Origin of the sequence: Streptomyces sp. SID13031 (assembly GCF_010548305.1) — a bacterium.
Classification (GTDB): domain Bacteria; phylum Actinomycetota; class Actinomycetes; order Propionibacteriales; family Kribbellaceae; genus Kribbella.
Genome location: NZ_JAAGLV010000018.1, coordinates 1 through 19349, shown reverse-complemented (window position 1 = coordinate 19349; position 19349 = coordinate 1). Strand labels below are relative to the sequence as shown.

At 68.4% G+C, this 19349-nt stretch carries 23 protein-coding genes; 10 read left to right on the top strand and 13 right to left on the bottom strand.

Annotated features, from left to right (window positions below; translation table 11 throughout):
- Nucleotides 1–41 precede the first annotated feature (41 nt).
- Nucleotides 42–668, top strand: coding sequence for a tyrosine-protein phosphatase (locus G3I17_RS30225; RefSeq protein WP_343238475.1), 627 nt, complete (start codon nt 42–44; stop codon nt 666–668).
- On the opposite strand, the gene G3I17_RS30220 is transcribed toward G3I17_RS30225, so the two are convergent.
- Genes G3I17_RS30220 through G3I17_RS30205 form a run of 4 tightly spaced genes read right to left on the bottom strand, consistent with a single transcriptional unit; the run spans nt 658 to nt 3026 of the window.
- On the bottom strand, nt 658–1014 hold the full coding sequence (locus G3I17_RS30220) for a hypothetical protein (RefSeq protein ID WP_164601029.1): 357 nt from the start codon (nt 1012–1014) through the stop codon (nt 658–660). The two genes, G3I17_RS30225 and G3I17_RS30220, sit on opposite strands and share 11 nt — an antisense overlap.
- Complete coding sequence (locus tag G3I17_RS30215) at nt 1011–1256, bottom strand: hypothetical protein (protein ID WP_164601028.1); 246 nt, start codon at nt 1254–1256, stop codon at nt 1011–1013. Before G3I17_RS30215 ends, G3I17_RS30220 begins: the two co-directional genes overlap by 4 nt.
- A gap of 2 nt (nt 1257–1258) precedes the next feature.
- Nucleotides 1259–2752 carry a C2 family cysteine protease gene (locus G3I17_RS30210; RefSeq protein ID WP_164601027.1) on the bottom strand — a complete coding sequence of 498 codons (1494 nt, stop codon included), beginning with the start codon at nt 2750–2752 and terminating at the stop codon, nt 1259–1261.
- 7 nt (nt 2753–2759) lie between these two features.
- Nucleotides 2760–3026 (bottom strand): hypothetical protein, encoded by a 267-nt coding sequence (locus G3I17_RS30205; RefSeq protein WP_164601026.1) that lies wholly within the window; start codon nt 3024–3026, stop codon nt 2760–2762.
- Between the two features lie 152 nt (nt 3027–3178).
- On the opposite strand from G3I17_RS30205, the gene G3I17_RS30200 reads away from it, so the two are divergent.
- The 4 genes from G3I17_RS30200 to G3I17_RS30185 are packed head-to-tail and all read left to right on the top strand — an operon-like array spanning nt 3179 to nt 5126.
- The gene (locus G3I17_RS30200; RefSeq protein WP_164601025.1) at nt 3179–3676 is read left to right on the top strand and encodes a DUF1707 domain-containing protein; all 498 of its coding nucleotides are present in this window, start codon (nt 3179–3181) and stop codon (nt 3674–3676) included.
- A 60-nt stretch (nt 3677–3736) separates the two neighbouring features.
- Nucleotides 3737–4069: a YnfA family protein gene (locus G3I17_RS30195; protein WP_164601024.1), complete on the top strand. Its 333-nt coding sequence runs from the start codon at nt 3737–3739 to the stop codon at nt 4067–4069.
- Between the two features lie 14 nt (nt 4070–4083).
- On the top strand, nt 4084–4494 hold the full coding sequence (locus G3I17_RS30190) for a hypothetical protein (RefSeq protein WP_203590978.1): 411 nt from the start codon (nt 4084–4086) through the stop codon (nt 4492–4494).
- A complete protein-coding gene (locus tag G3I17_RS30185; protein WP_164601023.1) occupies nt 4491–5126 on the top strand; it encodes a hypothetical protein in 636 nt (211 codons plus the stop codon). Before G3I17_RS30190 ends, G3I17_RS30185 begins: the two co-directional genes overlap by 4 nt.
- Nucleotides 5127–5135: 9 nt before the next feature.
- Here G3I17_RS30185 and ptsP read toward each other — a convergent pair whose 3' ends face one another.
- The 4 genes from ptsP to G3I17_RS30165 are packed head-to-tail and all read right to left on the bottom strand — an operon-like array spanning nt 5136 to nt 9828.
- On the bottom strand, nt 5136–7538 hold the full coding sequence (gene ptsP / locus G3I17_RS30180; protein ID WP_164601022.1) for a phosphoenolpyruvate--protein phosphotransferase: 2403 nt from the start codon (nt 7536–7538) through the stop codon (nt 5136–5138).
- 46 nt (nt 7539–7584) lie between these two features.
- A complete protein-coding gene (gene dhaL, locus G3I17_RS30175; RefSeq protein ID WP_164601175.1) occupies nt 7585–8205 on the bottom strand; it encodes a dihydroxyacetone kinase subunit DhaL in 621 nt (206 codons plus the stop codon).
- 2 nt (nt 8206–8207) lie between these two features.
- Nucleotides 8208–9212 (bottom strand): dihydroxyacetone kinase subunit DhaK, encoded by a 1005-nt coding sequence (dhaK, locus tag G3I17_RS30170; protein WP_164601021.1) that lies wholly within the window; start codon nt 9210–9212, stop codon nt 8208–8210.
- 55 nt (nt 9213–9267) lie between these two features.
- Nucleotides 9268–9828 (bottom strand): sigma-70 family RNA polymerase sigma factor, encoded by a 561-nt coding sequence (locus G3I17_RS30165; RefSeq protein WP_164601020.1) that lies wholly within the window; start codon nt 9826–9828, stop codon nt 9268–9270.
- A 62-nt stretch (nt 9829–9890) separates the two neighbouring features.
- Here G3I17_RS30165 and G3I17_RS30160 point away from each other — a divergent pair, with 62 nt between their 5' ends.
- Entirely contained in the window at nt 9891–11558 is a 1668-nt protein-coding gene (locus G3I17_RS30160; protein ID WP_164601019.1) for a serine/threonine-protein kinase, read from the top strand.
- 121 nt (nt 11559–11679) lie between these two features.
- On the opposite strand, the gene G3I17_RS30155 is transcribed toward G3I17_RS30160, so the two are convergent.
- The 5 genes from G3I17_RS30155 to G3I17_RS30135 all read right to left on the bottom strand — a co-directional run bounded on the left by G3I17_RS30155 (nt 11680) and on the right by G3I17_RS30135 (nt 15156).
- The gene (locus G3I17_RS30155; RefSeq protein ID WP_164601018.1) at nt 11680–12378 is read right to left on the bottom strand and encodes a hypothetical protein; all 699 of its coding nucleotides are present in this window, start codon (nt 12376–12378) and stop codon (nt 11680–11682) included.
- 110 nt (nt 12379–12488) lie between these two features.
- On the bottom strand, nt 12489–13214 hold the full coding sequence (locus G3I17_RS30150; protein WP_164601017.1) for a hypothetical protein: 726 nt from the start codon (nt 13212–13214) through the stop codon (nt 12489–12491).
- A complete protein-coding gene (locus G3I17_RS30145; RefSeq protein WP_164601016.1) occupies nt 13211–13822 on the bottom strand; it encodes a transcriptional regulator in 612 nt (203 codons plus the stop codon). The genes G3I17_RS30150 and G3I17_RS30145 overlap by 4 nt, the downstream gene beginning before the upstream one ends.
- A 47-nt stretch (nt 13823–13869) precedes the next feature.
- The gene (locus G3I17_RS30140; protein WP_343238463.1) at nt 13870–14406 is read right to left on the bottom strand and encodes a family 43 glycosylhydrolase; all 537 of its coding nucleotides are present in this window, start codon (nt 14404–14406) and stop codon (nt 13870–13872) included.
- 69 nt (nt 14407–14475) lie between these two features.
- Nucleotides 14476–15156: a hypothetical protein gene (locus tag G3I17_RS30135; protein ID WP_164601015.1), complete on the bottom strand. Its 681-nt coding sequence runs from the start codon at nt 15154–15156 to the stop codon at nt 14476–14478.
- 285 nt (nt 15157–15441) lie between these two features.
- Between G3I17_RS30135 and G3I17_RS30130 the strand changes: the two genes are divergently transcribed.
- The 4 genes from G3I17_RS30130 to G3I17_RS30115 form a co-directional block, all read left to right on the top strand.
- The gene (locus tag G3I17_RS30130) at nt 15442–15675 is read left to right on the top strand and encodes a hypothetical protein (protein ID WP_164601012.1); all 234 of its coding nucleotides are present in this window, start codon (nt 15442–15444) and stop codon (nt 15673–15675) included.
- A 144-nt stretch (nt 15676–15819) separates the two neighbouring features.
- Complete coding sequence (locus G3I17_RS30125) at nt 15820–17016, top strand: Gfo/Idh/MocA family oxidoreductase (protein WP_164601014.1); 1197 nt, start codon at nt 15820–15822, stop codon at nt 17014–17016.
- A gap of 62 nt (nt 17017–17078) precedes the next feature.
- Entirely contained in the window at nt 17079–18749 is a 1671-nt protein-coding gene (locus tag G3I17_RS30120) for a phosphodiester glycosidase family protein (RefSeq protein ID WP_164601013.1), read from the top strand.
- Between the two features lie 111 nt (nt 18750–18860).
- The coding region (locus G3I17_RS30115) for a hypothetical protein (protein ID WP_203590977.1) at nt 18861–19349 on the top strand (489 nt) is incomplete at its 3' end.

The following is a 19349-nucleotide window of genomic DNA, read 5'->3' as shown; positions in this document are numbered from 1 at the left end:
GAGCCGCGACCTGGACTGGGACGGCGCGGTCAACGCGCGGGATCTCGGTGGGGCGGGTCTATCGGTCGGCGCGGCCTGATCTGCTGAGCGATACCGGGTGGCAGCAGTTGGCTGCGGCCGGGGTTGCCACCGTCATCGATCTGCGGAACGACTACGAGCGGCTCGAGGTACGGGTGATCGACGTCGTGCACCACCATCCCGTCGAGGACCAGCAGGACACCGAGTTCATGGCGGTGTGGGGCGGGCGGCTGAACAGCCCGGCGTACTACGGGGATGCGCTGCGCCGCTGGCCCGGGTTGATCACGTCGGTGTTCGCGCGGATCGCGGATGCCCCGCCAGGCGGCGTACTCGTGCACTGCAAGGCCGGCAAGGACCGTACCGGCATGATCATCGCGATGCTGCTGACTCTCGTCCGGACGCCGGTCGCGGACATCCTGGACGACTACGAGCTCGCCGTCCGGACGATGAACGCGTACTACGCGGAGCACCCGGGCGCCGCCTCGGGGGAAGTGGCGATGAGCGAGGACGCGCTCGAAGCCCACTGCGCCGACGCCTGCCTCGCGATGATCGCCTTCCTCGGCTCCACCGACATTCCCGGCTACCTGACCAACAGCGGCCTGACCTTCGACCAGCTTGACCGGCTACGGGAGCGCCTCGTCAGCCCTTGACCAGTTGAACGCGCCCGCTACAGATCTCCACCACCGAGTACTTCACTGCCTTGACTGTGATCGTGCTGCCCACGCTGACCGTGGCTTCGAATGCTTCGCCCGGGTTGCCGTCGAGGAGATACATCAGCGCGGTCGGCGGCGTCACGTCGAGGTGAGTCTCGTGGAGGACGGCCCGGCCGCCACCGGGCAGCGGCCCGGGCCCGGCGCTGATGATGTGGGTGCTGTCAGGGGTGTCCTTGCCGACGCACTGGGGGACGCTTTCCTTCGCCTTGTCATCGTCGTCGGAGCAGGCGGCGAGGGTGCCGACCAGCAAGCCGGCGGTGAGCAGGGCCGTCGCGGCTCTCACGCTTGCTCCTTCAGTTCGAGGTAGGGGCGGGGTCCGTCGGAGATGCTACTCACCAGCCAGCGTTTGCCGGCGATCTCGCACTCGTCTCCAGGCGCGAGTTCGAAGCCGGTGACCCATTGGCCCTCGCTGAACACGGACAAATGCGCCCGCTCGGGCCCGAAGTCGTCCAGGCCGACCAACAGCTCCCGGTCGCCGTCGGAGACCGGGTAGGGGACTCCTTGGCGGATCCGCCAGGTCTCCATCGTCACTTCCCCTCGATCTGCAGTGACTGCGCGTCGTCGAACATGTCTTCGAACTCCTCCTGGGTCACCGTGACCGTCGGTGAATTCGGGCCCCAGGGGTTGCCAAGCACGATCTTGCCGTCCTTGACCTCCTTGACGAAATACACGTGCCGGGTGACGTAGGCACTCTTCTGCGCCTCCGTCCAGTTGTCCGGTACGCCGTCCTTGTCGCTGTTCGACGCGACGATGATCGGGTGCCCTTTGTCGAAGGCGTCCTTCACATCGTCGTAGTCGGTGTCGATGCCCTCGGCATCCTTGCCGGTGACGTACGGCGGCGCCTTGTCCGTGTAGTCCCATTCCAGCGCGCCGTAGCTGCCCTGTTCCTTCTTGTCATAGCGCTTGTCGTCCGGGTGGTCGTCACCGGCGCCACCGGAGTCGTCCTCGTAGGCGATCGCGAACGCCTTCTCGTAGTACGCCGACCAGGTCGACCCGTCGCCGTGGGCTCCGACCGGGTTGCCCTGGTCGTCCAGCGGCAGCTCGCGGTTCATGGTCACCCAGCGCTGGTTGCCGTCGCCGTCCCAGACGCGGACCGAGATCGTCCCGTTCGGGTTTTCCTTGATGCCTGACCGGATGAAATCCGGATCGCGCTGGGCGGTCGCCGTCAGTGAAGCGATGTACCAGCAGTCGCCGAGCTGACCTTGGGAAACATCCTCGCCGAGCGGCTTGTCGGTGAACAGCGGGTCCGACGGCAGGCCGTAATGCATGCCGTTGGTGGTCTTGCCGGTCTGGGCGTTGAACTTGTCGAGGTAGACATCGGTCGACTCGAACCCGGGCTGCAGCCACGGGAAGGCCGTTTGCAACTTGCCCTGGTTGGGCGGGGCGGCCTTGGCCAGCAGGGTGCTGGCGAAGTCGACCCGTTCGCCTACCGGCAGGCCGTTGTCGCCGAAGAACGGGAAGCCGCCGCCCTTGGTGTTCTCCATCTGGCTCTTGAGCCCGGCCAGTTGCTCCGGCGGCGCAGCGTTGAGGAACATGTCCAGCTCCGCGCTGGTCAATCCCTTCAGCTGGCCGGCGACATCACGCAGATCGTCGCGGTTGCCGTTGATACCGGTGTCCTTGTTCTGCATCTCCTGCAGCGCCTTCAAGGCGTCGCTGACCTTCTTGGGGTCCGGCGGCGGCTCGTCGGAGAAAGCGAGCGACGGATCGACAGTGCCCTGGCACTTGTCCATCAACTCGGAGCACTTCTCCAGGTGGTTGGCGCGGCGCTCGATGCTGCCGGCCATGCTGTCCAGCGGACCGGCCAGGCTTCCCGGCGGTGCGAAGGTGATACCGAAGATCCCGCCGAGCTTGACCGCCGCGAGCCGGTCGCTCGTCGTCGCGGGTTTGCCGGCCAGCTGCAGCTCGGCGTCCTCGAGCACCTTCTTCACATCGCTATGCAGCCTCGTCGACGTGCCCGAGACCTTGCGCAGGTCCTTGGCGAGGGCGCGAACGCGGACCAGGTCGAAACCGACGTAGCTCATCGCGACCTCACTTCGGTGCCGCGGCAGCGGCGGTCTCGAGGCGCTCGGCTTCCTTCAGCCAGGCCTCGGCGCTGGCCTGCAGATCCGCGGCGAGCCCACGGACCGACTTCTGGTCGGCGAGCAGCTGACCGGTCGAGTCGGTGGCATACGGACCGTGCCAGACATCCTTGCCGGTCGCGGTCGTCACCGGCAGGTCGAGGTGGGTGCCGAGTGGCGAGATCAACGCCTTCGCCCGGCCCGCTGCCTCACGCAACGCAGTAGCTCGCTTCTTCATCGACTCCGGGCTTTCTGCACCAGGTTCGTCCGGTCGCACAGGCGGCTGCCCCTCTCACTCGCGTAGCACCATATCCGCCGGGGAGGCCGTTCGGCGCAGTCTTGGGTGACCAGTGGTCTGGCACACTCGGGAAGAGGGAGTGGGGTGTGCGGATGACCGATCGGTACAAGGGCCGGCCGAAGGCTGATCTGGCCGGCCTGGCGGGTTATGCGGCTGCAGCGGGCCAGGAGGCCCGGGCGGTTGCCGCGCGCCGCCGGATGATGCCGGTCCGGTTGACCGACGAGGAACGCCGGGTGGCCATCGACGAGCTCTGCGAGCAGTTCGCGATCGGGCGGCTCGACGAGCTGGAGTTGCATCGCCGGGTCGACCTCGTCAACGAAGCCGTCACGCACGGTCATCTTCAGGCTGCTTTCGAAGGGCTGCCGCAACCCGGGTTCTACGCACCGCCGCCGCGTCAGCCCGGACGCTGGCGCTGGGCCGCGTTCGCCGGTGCGGTCTGGCTGGCGCTGCCGTTCTTCCTGACCGGCCTGGTCTTCCTCGTCTTCGGCCGCGAGATCGCCGCCGCGATCTTCGCCCTGCCCGCCCTGGCCTGGGTCGCCGTGATGTGGCGCTGGGCCAAGGCTCCGATGCGCCGCTCCCACCGGAGCTGACTCCGGCGGGAGACGCCCGGCTACCAAGGACCCACCTCGTGAGCGCCTAGCCTGCGGGGTATGACCGTACTGCGTTCGATTGGATTGTTCGGGGTTGCGGCGGTGGCTGAGATCGGTGGGGCGTGGCTGGTCTGGCAGGGGGTTCGGGAGCATCGCGGGGTGCTCTGGGTGCTCGGCGGGGTTGTTGCCCTGGGCGCCTATGGGTTCGTCGCCACGCTCCAGCCGGACGGCAACTTCGGTCGCATCCTGGCGGCGTACGGCGGGGTGTTCGTGGCCGGGTCGCTCGCCTGGGGAGTGCTGTTCGACGGGTTCCGGCCGGATCGGTGGGACCTGGCCGGCGCGCTCGTCTGCCTTCTCGGCGTAGGGCTGATCATGTACGCGCCTCGCGGCTGAAATAGCCTGGCACCGTGGAGCCGCTGCAACGCCTCGCCGTCCCCGCGGACGCCCTTGCCATCGGGGAGCTGATGCGAGCCTCCGTGCTCAACCTCTTCCCGGCGTACTACGACGCGACCCAGGTCGCGAGCGCTGAGCTGCACATCGCCGGGCTGGACCTCGCCCTGATCGAGGACGGCACGTACTACGTGCACGAGGCCGACGGTGAGATCGTCGCCTGCGTCGACGCCGCGCGCGCCGCCGGGTTCACCCGGTTGGCGCTGATGTCCACCCTGCCCGGAGTACCGCTGTACAAGTCGTTCGGCTTCATCGAGGTCGAGCCCGCCGAGCTGACGATGCCCGACGGCGTCGTGCTGGCGGGGGTGGCGATGGAACGCGCAGTCGATCAGAACCGCCCAGTTGATCCGATCGGAGACGCACGATGACCGCAGGTACCACCGTCCAGGCCCCCGACGGCACCGAGGTCGTGCTCGGCGAGATCGGCACCGGAGTACTGCTGGAGAACTCCCGCGTCCGCGTCTGGGAGGTCTCCCTCGCACCCGGCGAGGCCCAGGGCTGGCACCTCCACCACAACCCGTACGTCGTCCTGTGCCTGGCGACCTCCCCGTGCCGGATGGACTGGCTGGACGGCAGCGCGGCCCGCGAGCTCAGCGAGACCATCGGTGGTTCGGTCTACCGCCCGGTCTCCCCGATCCACATGCTCACCAACGAGGGCGACTCGCCGTACCTGAACCGCCTGATCGAGCTCCTCGACCTGGGCGAGGAAGCCTCCGGCGAGCCGTACGCCCCCGGTGAGGGCGTCGGCCGCTTCTCCGAGCTCGGCGAGATCCCCGCCAAGGTGGTCGTCGACGACCACGACGTCCAGGTCCTCCACGTCACCCCCGAGGCGGGCGAGACCTACACCTGGAACACCGGCGCCCACCCGACGCTGATCGTCGACCTGGACCTGAACACCCCGGACATCACCTACCTCCAGCCCGGCGACGCCTACGCCCTACCACCGAAGCAGACCCGCACCAACGGCTTCAACGTCGTAGAGCTGCGCTACTACAGCTGAGGCGCCGCGTCAGGCCGTGAGGCCTGGCAGGCCACGGACCTCAGCGGCGCCTTTGAGCGCCAGCGCTTCGGTGGCGAGTGCTGCTGCGGCCGTGAGGTCGGTTCGCCGGAGGCGGGCCTTGATCGTCGGTACCTGTGGCCCGACTGCGCTCAGCTCGTGGACACCTAGTCCAGCCAGCAGCACCGCCGCGTCCGGGTCGCTCGCCAGATCACCGCAGACGGCCACCTCGACACCAGCAGGCACGCCGCGCACCACGCGATCGATCAGCTGCAACACCGCCGGATCCAGCCCGTCCGCAAGCCCGGCCACTGCGCTGTTACCGCGATCAGAGGCGGTCGTGTACTGCGTGAGGTCGTTCGTACCGATGCTGACGAAGTCCAGCCCATCAGCGAGCGTGGCGATCCGCAACGCGGCCGCAGGCACCTCGACCATGATGCCGACCTTCAGCCCCTCCGGTGGTCCGAGCGCATCGAGCTCCGCGCGGGCCCACGCGACCTCCTCGGCCGTCGTCACCATCGGGAACATCACCTGCACCGGCGTCTCGGCCGCCACCTGGCAGATGGCCTTCAACTGATCGCGCAGCAGCTCCGGCCGTCGCCGGAACACCCGGATCCCACGCTCGCCCAGGAACGGGTTCGCCTCGCGCTCCTGCGGCAGGAACGCGAGCGGCTTGTCACCACCGATGTCCCAGGTCCGGATCGTGATCGGCTTGCCACCGAACGCTGCCGCGATCGCGCGGAACGCCTCCACCTGCTCGTCGACGGTCGGCGCCACCCGCCGCTCACCGAACAGCACCTCGGTCCGTACCAGCCCCGACCCATCAGCGCCGCGCGCATCAACTGCATCCTGCACCGACCCGACGTTCGCGAGCACCGCGATCGTCCGGCCGTCCACAGTCACCGCCGGCAGCTCAGCCTCGACCAGCGCCGCTTCCCGCTCCGCCGCGCGCTCGCGCAACGCCGTACGGAAGCTCTCGCCACCGTCCGCGGGGTCCACCACGAACTCGTGCCGGCGGGCGTCGAAGGCAACGAGCGCACCCGCAGCCACCGAGACCTCGCCGATCCCAGTGATCACCGGGATGCCACGCGACCGCGCCACGATCACCCCGTGCCCGGTCGTCCCGGCCGCCCGCACGGCGACCCCGACGATCCGCTCGGCATCGACCCCGGCGGCAGTGGCCGCATCCAGCTCCCGTACTACGAGCAGCCCGCCTTCCGCCGGCTCCGTCTCACGCTGGCCGACCAGCGCGCGGAGTACCCGATCGCGAACGCTCCGGACGTCCTGGGCGCGCTCGCGCTGGTACGGATCGTCCAACCCTTCGAAGGTCGTGGCGAGCTCGTCCAGCGTCGACTTCCAAGCGCCCGGCGCGCCCTTGTTCTCGCCTTGAGAGATCGCCTGGAAGACCGAGTCGAGCACCACCGCATCGCCGAGCAGGGCCAGCTGAGCGTCGAAGATGGACGCCTCCGCGGCCCCGACCGTCTCGGCCGTCTTGTCCCGCAGCGCGGCCAGCTGGTCCTCGGCGGTCCACATCGCATCCTTCGCGCGCTGCCGCTCGGCGTCGACATCACCAGCCTGGTACCAGCTCAGGTCGACCTCTTGATCGGCCACGATCGCCGGTCCGACCGCGACATCCAGCCCCGACCCGCTCTTGCCGGCCGGCGCCGGACCCGCGGCGGCCGCCGGCGCCGGTACGTCGTCGAAGGCGCGATCAGCGAGCGCGCCAAGAGCCGCGACCGCTTCGTCTGCCTCGTAGCCGCTCGCGCTGATCCGCAGCCGATTCCCCTGCTGGGCGTTGAGCGTCGCCACCATGCTCAGGCTGCCCGCGTTGACCGGTCCCTTCCCGGTGGTCAGATTCGTCAACGTCACCTGGGCATGGAACCGCTGAACCAGCGCGACCACCTTCGCCGCCGGCCGGGCGTGCAGCCCATGCTCGTTGCTCACGACAACTTCGATGAAACTGTTGCCCTGCGCAACTTCCAGTGCGGGAGGCTCTTCGGCAACGGCGTCACCAAGATGGTCCTGCTTCCCGGCCAGCCCACGGGAAGCTTCGGTCAGTACTGCGTCCAGCGTCGCGCCGGTCGACGCGGTCACCACCGCTGCCACCAGCCCTTCGACCAAAGGCGCGCTGGACAACTTCACCCGCTCGGCGACCTCGGGATCCACGAACTCCAGCGCCAGCTCGGCACTCAGCACCGCACTGCCCAGATCCAGCAGAACCAGGACCCCATCGGGACTGTCGGCCACGCCGATCGCTTCGGCAACCGCCGCGGCATCCGTCCCGAAGGTGGTCTCATCCAGCCCCGCCGCCACCGCGATCACCGGCCGGTTGCCCTCAGCAACCATTTCGGACGCCAACCCGACAGCAGCCTCCGCCAACGCCCGGCTGTGCGAAACAACCACGATCCCGATCACCCGGCCACCTCATCGTGCGCGGTGGGCGACAGCGAAGCGATCGGCGTCATGCCAGCGTGCGCGCGGCCGATTCCAGCAGCAGCGTGGTGCTGGTGGCGCCCGGGTCCTGGTGGCCCTCGCTGCGCTCACCGAGGTAGCTCGCGCGGCCCTTGCGCGCGATCAACGGCGTCGTCGCGTCCCGCCCTTTCGCCGCTGCCTCGGCCGCTGCCGTGAGAGCGCCACCGAGATCGGACCCGCCCGCGACAGCATCGTCGTACGCGTCGAGCGCCGGCGCCCACGCGTCGTACATGGTCTTGTCGCCCAGCTCAGCCTTGCCGCGGGCAAGGATCCCGCCGACGCCCGCCTTCAATGCCTCGCCGACCGTCGCGGGCGTGATCTCCACCCCGGCCAACGCCGCGCCGAAGCGCAGGAAGAACGTCCCGTACAGCGGTCCGCTCGCGCCGCCGACCTTGCTGACCAGCGTCATCCCGGCCTTCTTCAGCAACTCGTCGACGGAGGAGAAACTGCTCTCGTCCAGAACGGCGACGACCGCCGCGAACCCGCGATCCATGTTGCTGCCGTGATCCGCGTCCCCGATCGCCGAGTCGAGCTCGGTCAGATACGCCGCGTTCTCATGGAACACCCCCGCGGCATCCCGCAGCCAGCTCGCGAAGTTGTCGACTCCCATGCTCACGAGCCCCAGCGTAGGCCGGGTGTGTTCACCGGGGCGTCCCAGAGACGTACCAGTTCGTCGTCCACTTTCAGTAGCGTGACCGAGCAGCCGGCCATCTCGAGCGAGGTGATGTAGTTGCCGACCAGCGAGCGCGCCACGGTGATGCCGGCGCGATCCAGGAGCTGCTGCACCTCGTTGTACATCAGGTACAGCTCGAGCAGCGGGGTCCCGCCCATACCGTTGACGAAGGCAATCACTGAATCGCCTTGCTGGTAGGGGAGGTCGCTGAGTACAGGGTCGACGAGCAGTGCGGCGATCTCCTTGGCCGATGCCAGTGGCAAACGTTTCCGGCCGGGCTCACCGTGGATGCCGACGCCGACCTCCATCTCGTTCTCGGCCAGGTCGAAGGTCGGCTTGCCCGCGGCCGGCACGGTGCAGGACGTGAGCGCCATCCCCATGCTGCGGCCGTTGTCGTTGACCCGCTTCGCCAGGTCGGCGACCTCCTGCAGCGGCCGGCCTTCCTCGGCCGCGGCGCCGACGATCTTCTCCAGCAGTACGGTGACGCCGACACCGCGGCGACCGGCGGTGTAGAGGCTGTCCTGGACCGCGACGTCGTCGTTGGTCACGACGGACAGCACTTCGGTACCAGCGTCGGCGGCGGCGAGCTCGGCCGCCATCTCGAAGTTCATCACGTCGCCGGTGTAGTTCTTCACGATGTGCAGCACGCCGGCGCCCGCGTCGACGGCCTTGGTCGCGGCCATCATCTGGTCCGGCACCGGCGAGGTGAAGACCTCACCCGCACACGCCGCGTCCAGCATCCCGAGCCCGACGAACCCGCCGTGCAGCGGCTCGTGCCCGGAGCCGCCACCGGAGATCAGCCCGACCTTCCCCGGCCGCGGCGCCTCCTTGCGGTAGACGATACGGTTCTCCAGATCCACCCGGAGGCGATCGGGGTGCGCTGCGGCCATTCCCTGCAGCGCTTCACTCACAACATCGGCAGGGTCGTTGATGAGCTTCTTCATGCCACCCATCTGAGCACACCCTGCCCGCTGGCGGCAGTCCCTCGGAGCTGCTTTGTCAGTCCTTCGGGCGGAGTAGCGGGCGGACTACCTCGCGGGCGTCGTGGATGCGCGACTTGATCGTGCCCAGCGGTGCGCCGACGACGGCGGCGATCTCCTCGTAGGAGAGCCCGTAGACGTCGCGCAGTACCAGCGGGGTCACCATCTGTGGCCGGTCGCGTTCCAGCGTCTCCAGGGCCTCCAGGAGGTCCAGGCGGGTGCCCGCGATCACGCTGGTGGTCCGTGGGTCCGGCCGGTCCATCTGGTCCGGGTTGTGCGCCGCTTGCGCGGTCCGCTTCAGCTTGCGGTACGTCGAGCGGGCCGAGTTCGCCGCGACCGAGTGCACCCAGGTCGAGAAGCTGCTCCGGCCGGAGTACGTGTGGATCTTGGTGGCGATGTTGAGGAGCGCTTCCTGGGCCGCGTCCTCGGCATCGGCGGAGTACGGCAGGACGCTGCGGCAGATCCGTAGTACGCGGGGGTGGACCAGCCTGAGCAGGTCGTCCATCGCGTTCTTGTCACCACCGACGGCTCGCTCGGCCAGGACGGCCAGGTCGTCGGTCGGACTGCTGCTTTCGCTCATCTGCGCCTTCGTTGTCATCGGTCCCCAGGGCGTAGGACTCCGCGTGCACCATAATGCCCTGTATGGGGGTCCCATCCAGACTAGGCCGGTACGTCGTGCGCCGTCGCCTGGGCTCAGGCGGTTTCGCCACGGTATGGCTCGCGCACGACGAGCAACTCGACGCCGAGGTGGCGGTCAAGGTGCTGGCCGACAACTGGGCGCATGACGACTCGGTCCGGCGCCGCTTCCTCGAGGAGGGGCGGTTCCTGCGCCGAGTCGAGTCCGAGCATGTCGTCCAGGTCCACGACGTGGGGGAGTTGGAGGACGGCAGACCGTTCCTGGTGCTCACCTACGCCGACCGCGGCACACTCGCGGACCGGCTGAAGAACGAGCCGCTGGCGCTGGAGCCGGCCATCGGGGTGATCGTCCAGGTCGGGCGTGGCCTCCAGGCACTGCACCGGCGCGGGCTGCTGCACCGCGACGTGAAGCCGGCCAACGTGCTCTTCCGCAGTACCGACGACGACGGCGAGCGAGCCGTGCTGTCCGATCTCGGTCTGGGCAAGTCGCTCGACGAGGTGTCGAGGATCACGATGCCCGGCGGGACTCCGTCGTACGTCGCCCCCGAGCAGGCAATGGGGGAGCGGCTCGACCAGCGCGCCGACCAGTACTCCCTGGGGGCAGTCGCCTACGCAGCGTTGACCGGCCGGTCCCCGCATCAGGTGGACGGCCTGGGCGCCGCCGGGCGGGTCAAGGCGGCGCCGCCACCCAGTTCGCTGGGCTTCGACGTCCCCGAGCGGGTCGACGCGGCGATCGTCCGTGCGCTCGACCCGGACCGCGAGAAGCGCTGGCCGGATATCGAGTCCTTCACCCGCGAGCTGGTCGGCGGCCTCGACGAGACGACCCAGAGCTTCATCGCCGGAACCGGTACTCCGGTCCTGGCGGCGCTGCTGGCCACCACCCCGGCCGCCAAGGTGGTGACCAGCCGGACCAGTCCGACCCATCCGACCGACGAGACGGAGGTCGGCGAGAAGACCGCGCTGAGCGAGTCCAACGCCCCGACCATCGTCAAGACCGGCGTCAAGACCGGTGCCACGACTGTCGCCGCCGACGCAGTCGGCACCCCGATCGCTGAGGCCGCAACGACCGCAGCTGCCGAGCCGATGCCGGCTCTGGCTGATCCCACCTCGTCGACGCCGGCGGGTAAGCCCGCTCGACGCCGGGGACGCTGGATATTGGCCGCGGTGCTCGCGCTGATTCTGGGCGCCGGTGCCGGGTTCGGCGTCCAGCGGTACCTCGACACGACCAGCGGGCTCAGGAAGGTCACCAAGGGCAATTTCTCGGTCGAACTGCCGCGCGACTGGGCGCACAGAATCTCCACCTCGAACTGGAGCCCGCCGGGGGCCCAGGGGGAGCGCCCGGCCCTGCGGGTCAGCCAGGACAACACCTGGGACACTCCGGGTAACAACACCCCGGGCGTTTTCGTCGGACTGATGAGCCATAGTGCGGCGCCGACGAGTGTCGTGCCCGACCCGAAGAGCTACGGCTGCACGGTCGTCAACATCCAGCCGGAGAATCCGGGTGATCAAACCGTGCTGGACCAGATTTCGGAGAATTGCGGAAACGGCACTACGCTACTCCAGCGAGTAGTCGATACGGGGAATGACAACTCGCTGCTGATCCAGGTGCAGGTGCCTGGATCCGAGCGTGCAAAGGCCATCGAGGTGGCCGACTCAGTCACCTTTTCCAGCTGAAGGATCCCCGTGAGAGATGTCGCCGAGCGGCTCCGCCCGTCCCCTGCCTTGGTCCAGTCGAGCCGCCGCCGCTTCTACCGCCTACGCTCGGCCATCTTCCGCACCATCTGGCCCAAATGAGCTAGTCGGTGCGAGTGGCCGACTCGGAGGCATGGTCGAGGATGTCGGCCAGGGCCGCCTTGTCCTGTGGTAGGCCGGTGACGGCGATCTCGAGGATGCACAGGCCTTTCGCTCCTGCCACCCAGCGGATCATGCCGTACTTGAGGGTGTTGCTCTCGATGTCGGCATAGTTGTAGATCAGCGTCGCGTCCTTCGTCACCGGGTTGACGGTGTGGGACTTGACCGAGACCATGCCGTCCGCCGGCAGCGCCTTGAACTGCTTGATCCGGGCCTCCAGGGACACGGCCGGCGCCCGGGCGATGGTGAAGCCGCCCTGCACCCGGACCGCGCGCCGGCGTTCGGGCTCGTTGAACTTCATGTCCTTCGGTGGGTCCAGCAGGATCATTTCCCAGTTGCCGGGAACCCGCACGCTGACCCGCGAGGCGACGACGCTGGTCACGGTGAACACCCGCGTCCGGTAGCGGATCTCGTCCGCCCGCAATGGTTCGCTGTCGTCCGGCACGAGCTTCCGCGGCGGCGGCGTCGTCGATGGGACCCCGCCGGGGGAGACGGTAACGGCCAGCGGCGCGGCCGGCGTACCGGCCGACGCCTGCTGGTCCGTCGTCACCAACCCGAGCGCATAGCCCCCTGCTCCCCCGAGCAGGGTCACTGCGAGCAGGCCAGAACCGAGCAGCGCGCGCCCAAGTCCCCGTCCAGCCACGACTACCCCTCCTCCCGGTCCGCCCCCGATACGTCTAAGACACCGTAGACCGCCAAAAGGTTGCCGCCGATTTCGCTGTGCCCGATCGGCTGCCCTCGTGCGGTCCGAGTTCAGTCGCGGATCCGGACCGAGGCGGTGGCCTCGGCGAGGATCTTCTCGAGCACGCTCTTCTCCTTCGGCAGGCCGGTGACGCTCATCGAGACCGTGGTCACGGTGCCGTCGCCGGTCGCGACGAAGCGGACGATCACGTACCGCGTCGTCGCGCCGGGGATGTAGGTGTAGACCAGCGTCGCCACCGGCCGCAGATTGCCGTCGTCGTCCTTGACCTGGCCCTCGGCCTGGTACAGGGTCTGCAGGTTGTTCTGGTACGGCTGGCTGGACTGAAGATTCGTCACCAGGCCCTGGAGCGAGTCCTTCACCGACGTGTCGGGCGCCAGCGCCGACTGGACCCGGATGGCGCGTTCCCCCGACTCGTCGACGAACCTGACCTCGGACGGCTTGTCCTTGGTGGGCGTGAGCTGCCAGCCGGCCGGCACCTTGATCGACAGCTTGACCTGACCGACCACGTCTCCGGTGACGGTGAAGTTGCGGTTCTTGAAGTCCAGGTCGGCGAGCTCCAGCGCCGGGAGCGGGTTCGGCTGCGGCGTCTTGCGGATCAACGGGATCGACGGCGTCGGCTTCGGCGTGGTGGTCGGAGTGCCGGGCGAGCCCGTCGGCAGCGGCGCGGCCGACCCGCCCGAGGTCCGCTGGTCCAGCACCTGTCCGCCCACGTACCCGCCGCCGCCCCCGACGAGTGCGAGCATGACGATGCCACTCACCAGGATGGGCTTCTTCACGCGTTCACCAGGTCCCAGAAGGCGAGCTCGAAGCGCAGTACGCGGTCGAAGGCCAGCGTCATCGCCGGCGTCAGCGACTCGCGGTCGACCAGCTCGGCCAACTGTTCGACGTACGCCGCGAACTCCGGCGACGACCAGTTCGCGATGAAGCCCGCGTACTGCGTGTCCGCGCCGGTCGTGTCGCGCACGGACGCCCAGGCGTCGTAGTACGCCTTCTCGACGGCGTAGAGCACGGTGATGCCGACCGGCCAGCCCTCGCCGACCGAGGTGAACAGGTATGACGAGTAGCCCAGGTTGAGCAGCGACGGCTCGCCGGCGAGGTCGATACCACGCACGGCGGCTGCCTGCTCAAACAGCGCCAGCTCTGGTACGAGCGCGGCCAGACCACCCGCCAGCACCTTCCTGGCCTCGTCGTCGGGTGCCGCCGCGGACAGCTCTTCGAGATACCGGTGGAACGACTGGACGAAGAAGTAGTCCTCGGCGATCCATCGGTCGAAGGTGGCCTTGGGCAACGAACCGGCGGAGGTCCGGGAGACGAACGGGTGGTCCAGGATCCGCCGCCAGGTGGCTGCCTGCGCGGTCAGCAGGGCACGGGTGGTCTCGGGCACGCCGCTATCTTGTCAGGCAACCCCCATGGCGGCCCTACTGAAACCTTTCAAGAGTAGATCTCGATCCGGTCGAGGCTGATCACGGTGTTGCTGGATGGCAGGTTCTGCGTGGCGCCAGCGGCCAGTGGGCTGCCGAGGTTCGGCGTACCGTCCGCGTTCCAGCTGATCTTCTGGACCCGTGCGGTCCTGAAGGCATACGTGTAGGTGCTGGTGTTCTTGCCGTGATACGCGATCCAGTCCTCGGTGCCGTCCGGGGACTGGAAGAAGGAGTGGTGCCCCGGTCCCCAGACCCTTCCCGTACTTCGCTGCAGCCACCGTCGGCCGGGATCGCGACGCGAGCGCCGGTCGCCGTCCAGGGGTCGCTCATCCGGACGATGTAGAGCTGTGCCGGTCCACCCTGGCCACGGCCGGGGCCGGTCCAGACGAAGTACTGCTGGCCGTTGTGCGTGATCGGTTCGCCGTCGATCGCGTCCACTCCGTCGGAGGCCGTGTAGTAGATGTACCAACGGCTGCCGACGTGCCGGAACGCCGGCGCCCACATCTGGGTGTTGCGGCTGACGAACAGCGGGGCGGGTGATCCTCATGGAACCATTTACAACGATGGAACCCGATTCGTAAACCGTTCGCACCGGTGTCGAATAGTGGGCCGGCGGCTATCCCGCCTGCTCGAGTGGCGGTGCGTCGCCCGCCCGAAGTCTGTTGCTTAAGGCAACTAGCATCTCGGTCAGCGAGGCGACCCGGGGGCCGACCAGGTCGTGCTCGAGCAGCAAGGTGTCGCCGCTCAGCTCGTACTCGCGGGCGCTGTCGGCGACCAGGTTGAGCAGTTCGGTGTTACTGCGCAGGGTCAGTCGCTGCAAGGCGATCCGGTACGCCGCGATGCCGTTCAGGCTCAGCCGCCGTCGCTCGGCGATGACGATCTCGGACCATGCCTCAGTGAGCTGGATGGCTGGCCCGGTCAGCCACGGCTGCACGGCGGCGCCGACCCGTTCCCGGTAGGCGTCGAGCCACGGCGAGCACTCTCCGGAGCCAGGGCTGATGGTGAAGGTCGCCGGCGTCGTACCGTCGGCCACGATCGCCCGCACCAGTGCCACGTTCTCCCGGACGGTGGCGAACCGCGGCGATCCGCCGAAAAGATCCAGCTCGTACTCGACCAGGATGCCGATCCGCCGCAGTGTCTGTACTGCGACGAGTAGCTCGCGCAGGCGGGCCGGATCGCCGGCGATGCCGGTCAGGTCCAGCTGGGCGCGGTAGAGCCCGAGCGCACTCAGCCCCTCGAAGTCCTGCGCCGCGACCTCCTGCGGCGTGCAGGACCTGCTCCACAGATCAGGATCCATGGTCCCCCCATGATGCCGATCGATTCTGTTCACGGTCTGTCAGCAGACCTCCGATGTCAAGGGCGGTGGCCGGTGGCAACTGTTGCCCCGGTGACGGATCGTGCCGCTTGGTGACGGAACGCTTACTACCCGCATCGCTAGCCAGAGTGGGGGAGGAGGCCATAATCTTTACCAAGATTTAGGCGTGACGTTCGATCCCAGTGGTCGTTGATCAGTCAGACAAGTTGTTGATCAACATCGGATCTCCTGGGGATCGTCATCCGATCGACTGGGGAAAGGCCACCCGTGCATCGATTCAACCCACCGCCCAGCTGGCCCGAGCCGCCGACCGTCGGCTGGCGGCCGCCGCTCGGCTGGGAGCCCGACCCGGAGTGGCCGGACGCGCCCGCGGGCTGGGGCTTCTGGACCAATCGGCACGGCCGTAAGACCAGTGGCCCGATCGGTGCGTACGGCGCTGTCGATGCCGGCCGCCTCGAGCTCGCCACGGCGGACCGCGCCCTCCTTTTGATGCACGGCTGACCCGCGATCGGCGCCTCGCCGTCGTACCGGTGACTGCTCACTGCGCCCGTCTGGGCCGGGCCGTCCGCAGCTGAGTTCCGCCTCGGCGTCTTGATGTGCGGAATTGTTCTTACGTGATCGGAGTATGTGTGATTGCCTGGGTTCATGAGCATCAGCATCGGTGTCGTCGGAGCCGGCCAGTTCGCCCCTTCCTTCCTGCGGCTGTGGTCCGCGCATCCCGACGTCGTTGACGTCCGGCTGACCGACGTATTGCCCGATCGGCTGGCCGAGGTCGCCGAGAAACAGGGCGTCTCGATCACCTACCAGTCCTTCGAGGAGATGCTCGCCTCGGACGTCGACGCGGTGGCGATCTTCACCCAGCGCTGGCTGCACGGCGAGATGGCGATCCAGGCGCTCGAGGCCGGCAAGCACGTCTACTCGACGGTCCCGATGGCGATCGAGGCCGACCAGATCGCGCGCATCATCGAGCTGGTCAAGGAGACCGGCCTGACCTACATGATGGGCGAGACGAGCTTCTACTACCCATCCTCCGTCTACTGCCGTCAGCGCCTGGCCGCCGGTGACTTCGGCCGCGTCTTCTACACCGAGGGCGACTACGTCCACGACATGGATCTCGGGTTCTACGCGGCGTACCAGTACAGCGGCGGCGAGGACTGGAAGAAGACCGCCTCCTTCCCGCCCATGCTCTACCCGACCCACGCGGTCGGCAATGTGCTGTCGGTGACCGGCCAGCACGCCACCCACGTCTCCTGTATCGGTGTGAAGGACGACCGCGGCGACGGTGTCTTCGACCGGGAGATCAGCCAGTTCGGCAACGACTTCAGCAACGCGACCGCGCTGTTCAAGCTGGCCGACGGCGGCATCATGCGCACCAACGAGATGCGCCGCGTCGGCTACCCGTCGCACCTGCGTGAGTCGCGACTGCGCGTGTTCGGCACCGAGGGCAGCTTCGAGCAGCTGGCCACGACCACGCTCTGGCAGACCAAGGACGGCGTGGAGGACATCAGCAACCTGATGGAGACCGAGCCGAGCGGTTCGCTGGACGACGCGGACCTGGCGAACGTCGACCCGGCCCTGCGCGACGCGTTCCGGTCCGGGCTGTCACCGGTCCACGACCGCAGCCGGCTGCCTTCCGAGTTCGACGGGCTGCACAACGGCCACGAGGGTTCGCACCACTTCCTCGCCGACGACTTCGTCCGCGCCGTCGCCGACAAGACCCTCCCGCCGGTCAACGCCTGGGTCGCCGCCCGCTTCACGCTCCCCGGCATCTACGCCCACCAGTCGGCCCTTCAGGGCGGAGTACAGGTGGAGATCCCCGACCACGGCGACGCCCCCGCCTGAGTTCGTAGCTAGTTCACCCTCGGGTCATTGCGGGTGGTAGGGGAGTGACATAGGAATGAACTATGACCTTCCGCCCAGCATTGTCTTCGCGTACTGCGGTCCTGGCGGCCGCGGCCTCCCTCGCGGCCGCGACCGCTTTGGCCGGTACTGCGGCAGCCCAGCCGTCGCATGACCCTTCATCGGTGGCCGCCGCCTCGCATGCTGGTGCCGCGAGCGTCTTGCCGCTGGGCCCGGCGAACCTCCCCGAGACTCGTGAGAGCCGCACCCTCCAACCCGGCGTCACGCTGACGACGATCGTCCGCGGCCAGGCCGGCCCGCAATCGTTCTGGACAGTCGAGGTGGCGATTCCCTCCAGCTCACCCGACCCCGACGCGCCCGCCACCGCACTCTCGGATCGCCCCACCGCCGATGCCGCCGCCGCCAAGCTCCGCGCCGTCGGCCTCGACCCCCGCGTGGAGGACGTCCCGACGCCGAAGCTCGCCGACGCAGGTGGCAACTCGCTCGGCTACCGCGTCCGCCTCGGCTCGTTCCCGGCCAAGGCCGACGCCGACGCACTCCGCGCCAAGGTCATCGCGACCGGCCTGGGCGGCTCCAGCATCTACACCGGCTGGGACGGCGAGCCCGACGACGTCAGCGGCTCAACGGGTCCTTGGCACGTCCAGGTACTGACCATCGACCCGAAGAAGTTCCGCGGCGGCCTCGATGCTTCCTATGGCCTCGATCTGGAAGCCCGCGAAACCACCACCACCCTGGCTGCCCTCACCGGTGCGACAGGCGCGATCAACGCCGGCTTCTTCGTCCTCGATCCGAAGGCGGGCGCACCCGGCGACCCAGCCGGCGTCGCCGTGTACGACGGCCACCTGGTCAGCGAACCGACCGACGGCCGACCCGCCCTGGTCATCTCGGACAACGCCCGCGGTACTGCGGTCGAACGCTTCGGCTGGCACGGCGAGGTAAGGGCCGCCGGTCACCCGCTCCCGCTGGACGGCCTGAATCGCGTCCCCGGCCTGATCCGCAACTGTGGCGGCACCGCCGACGACCTGCCGACCTCCGCGCCACTGCACGACGTGACCTGTGCCGACCCGGACGAACTGATCGCCTTCGACTCGACCTACGCCGCCCTCACCCCCAGCGGCCTCGGCGCCGAGGTCATCCTCGACCGTCGTGGCACCGTCACCGCGATCCGCCCGACCACCCGAGGCGGCGCAATCCCCGAAGGGGGCCGCACTATCCAGGCAACCGGCGCCCAGGTGGCCCCACTCCTGGCAGCTGCAAAGCCAGGCAAGCACGTGGACATCCGTGCGTCCCTCACCGATACCCGTGGCCGCGACATCCGCCTGTCCCGCAGTACGACGATCGTGAACGGCGGCCCCGAGCTCATCCACGACGGCCGCGTCGGAGCAACCCCAAAGGCCGACGGCATGGCCCCCGCCGGCAACCCGAGCTTCTACTACGGGTGGGTCCACAAGCGAAACCCCCGCACGATCGCCGGCGTCGACGTCCAGGGCCGCACCGTCCTGATCACCGCCGACGGCCGCAACGTCGACAGCCTCGGCCTCGGCATCGGTGAAGCCGCAGCAGTAGCCAAGTCCTTCGGCCTCCGCAATGCCATCAACCTGGATGGCGGCGGCTCGACCACAATGGTTGCCAATGGCAAGGTCTTGAACACCCCCTCCGACGCCACCGGCGAACGCCCCGTCGGAGACGCTCTGGTGATCACCCCCACCAGATAAGCCATCGCCGCTCCTCGCTCTGGCTGGCTTGTAATCGCCTTGTGCGTAAGGAGATTCGAGCCCGGAAGCGATTTGGTAGCGACCGCCTGCTTAGCATAGTATCGAACACACATGTTCGCATCTGATCTCGCCGATTACACGGCCCGGGAGACGCTCTCCTCGGTCGGTGAGCTGCACGTCCAGCGCAACTGGATCGATGTCGAGATCCTGCGCCACGGCCTGCACTTCGCCGATCTCCATCCCGGCACAGCGACCGTCTCTGACCACGAGTTGGTTCCCGGCGGCGAGCAGAGCAGGGTCTACGGCGGGTCCGGGTGCCCGAGTGTTGAGGAGTTCGCGGTGGCCGAGTTCGGGGTGATGATCGGCCGTAGTACCACCTCGGCGGCCAAGTACATGGGTCAGGCCCTGGCGTTGCGTCATCGCCTGCCCAGGATCTGGGCTCAGGTCTTGTCGGGGCACGCCACCGCGTGGAAGGCCTGCAACATCGCGACGGCCTGCAGGGAACTGTCCGAAGAAGCCGCCGGCATCGTCGACCGCCGCGTCGCAGACATCGTCGACACGCTGAGCCCGCTGCGCCTGCACAACATCGTCAAGGCCGCC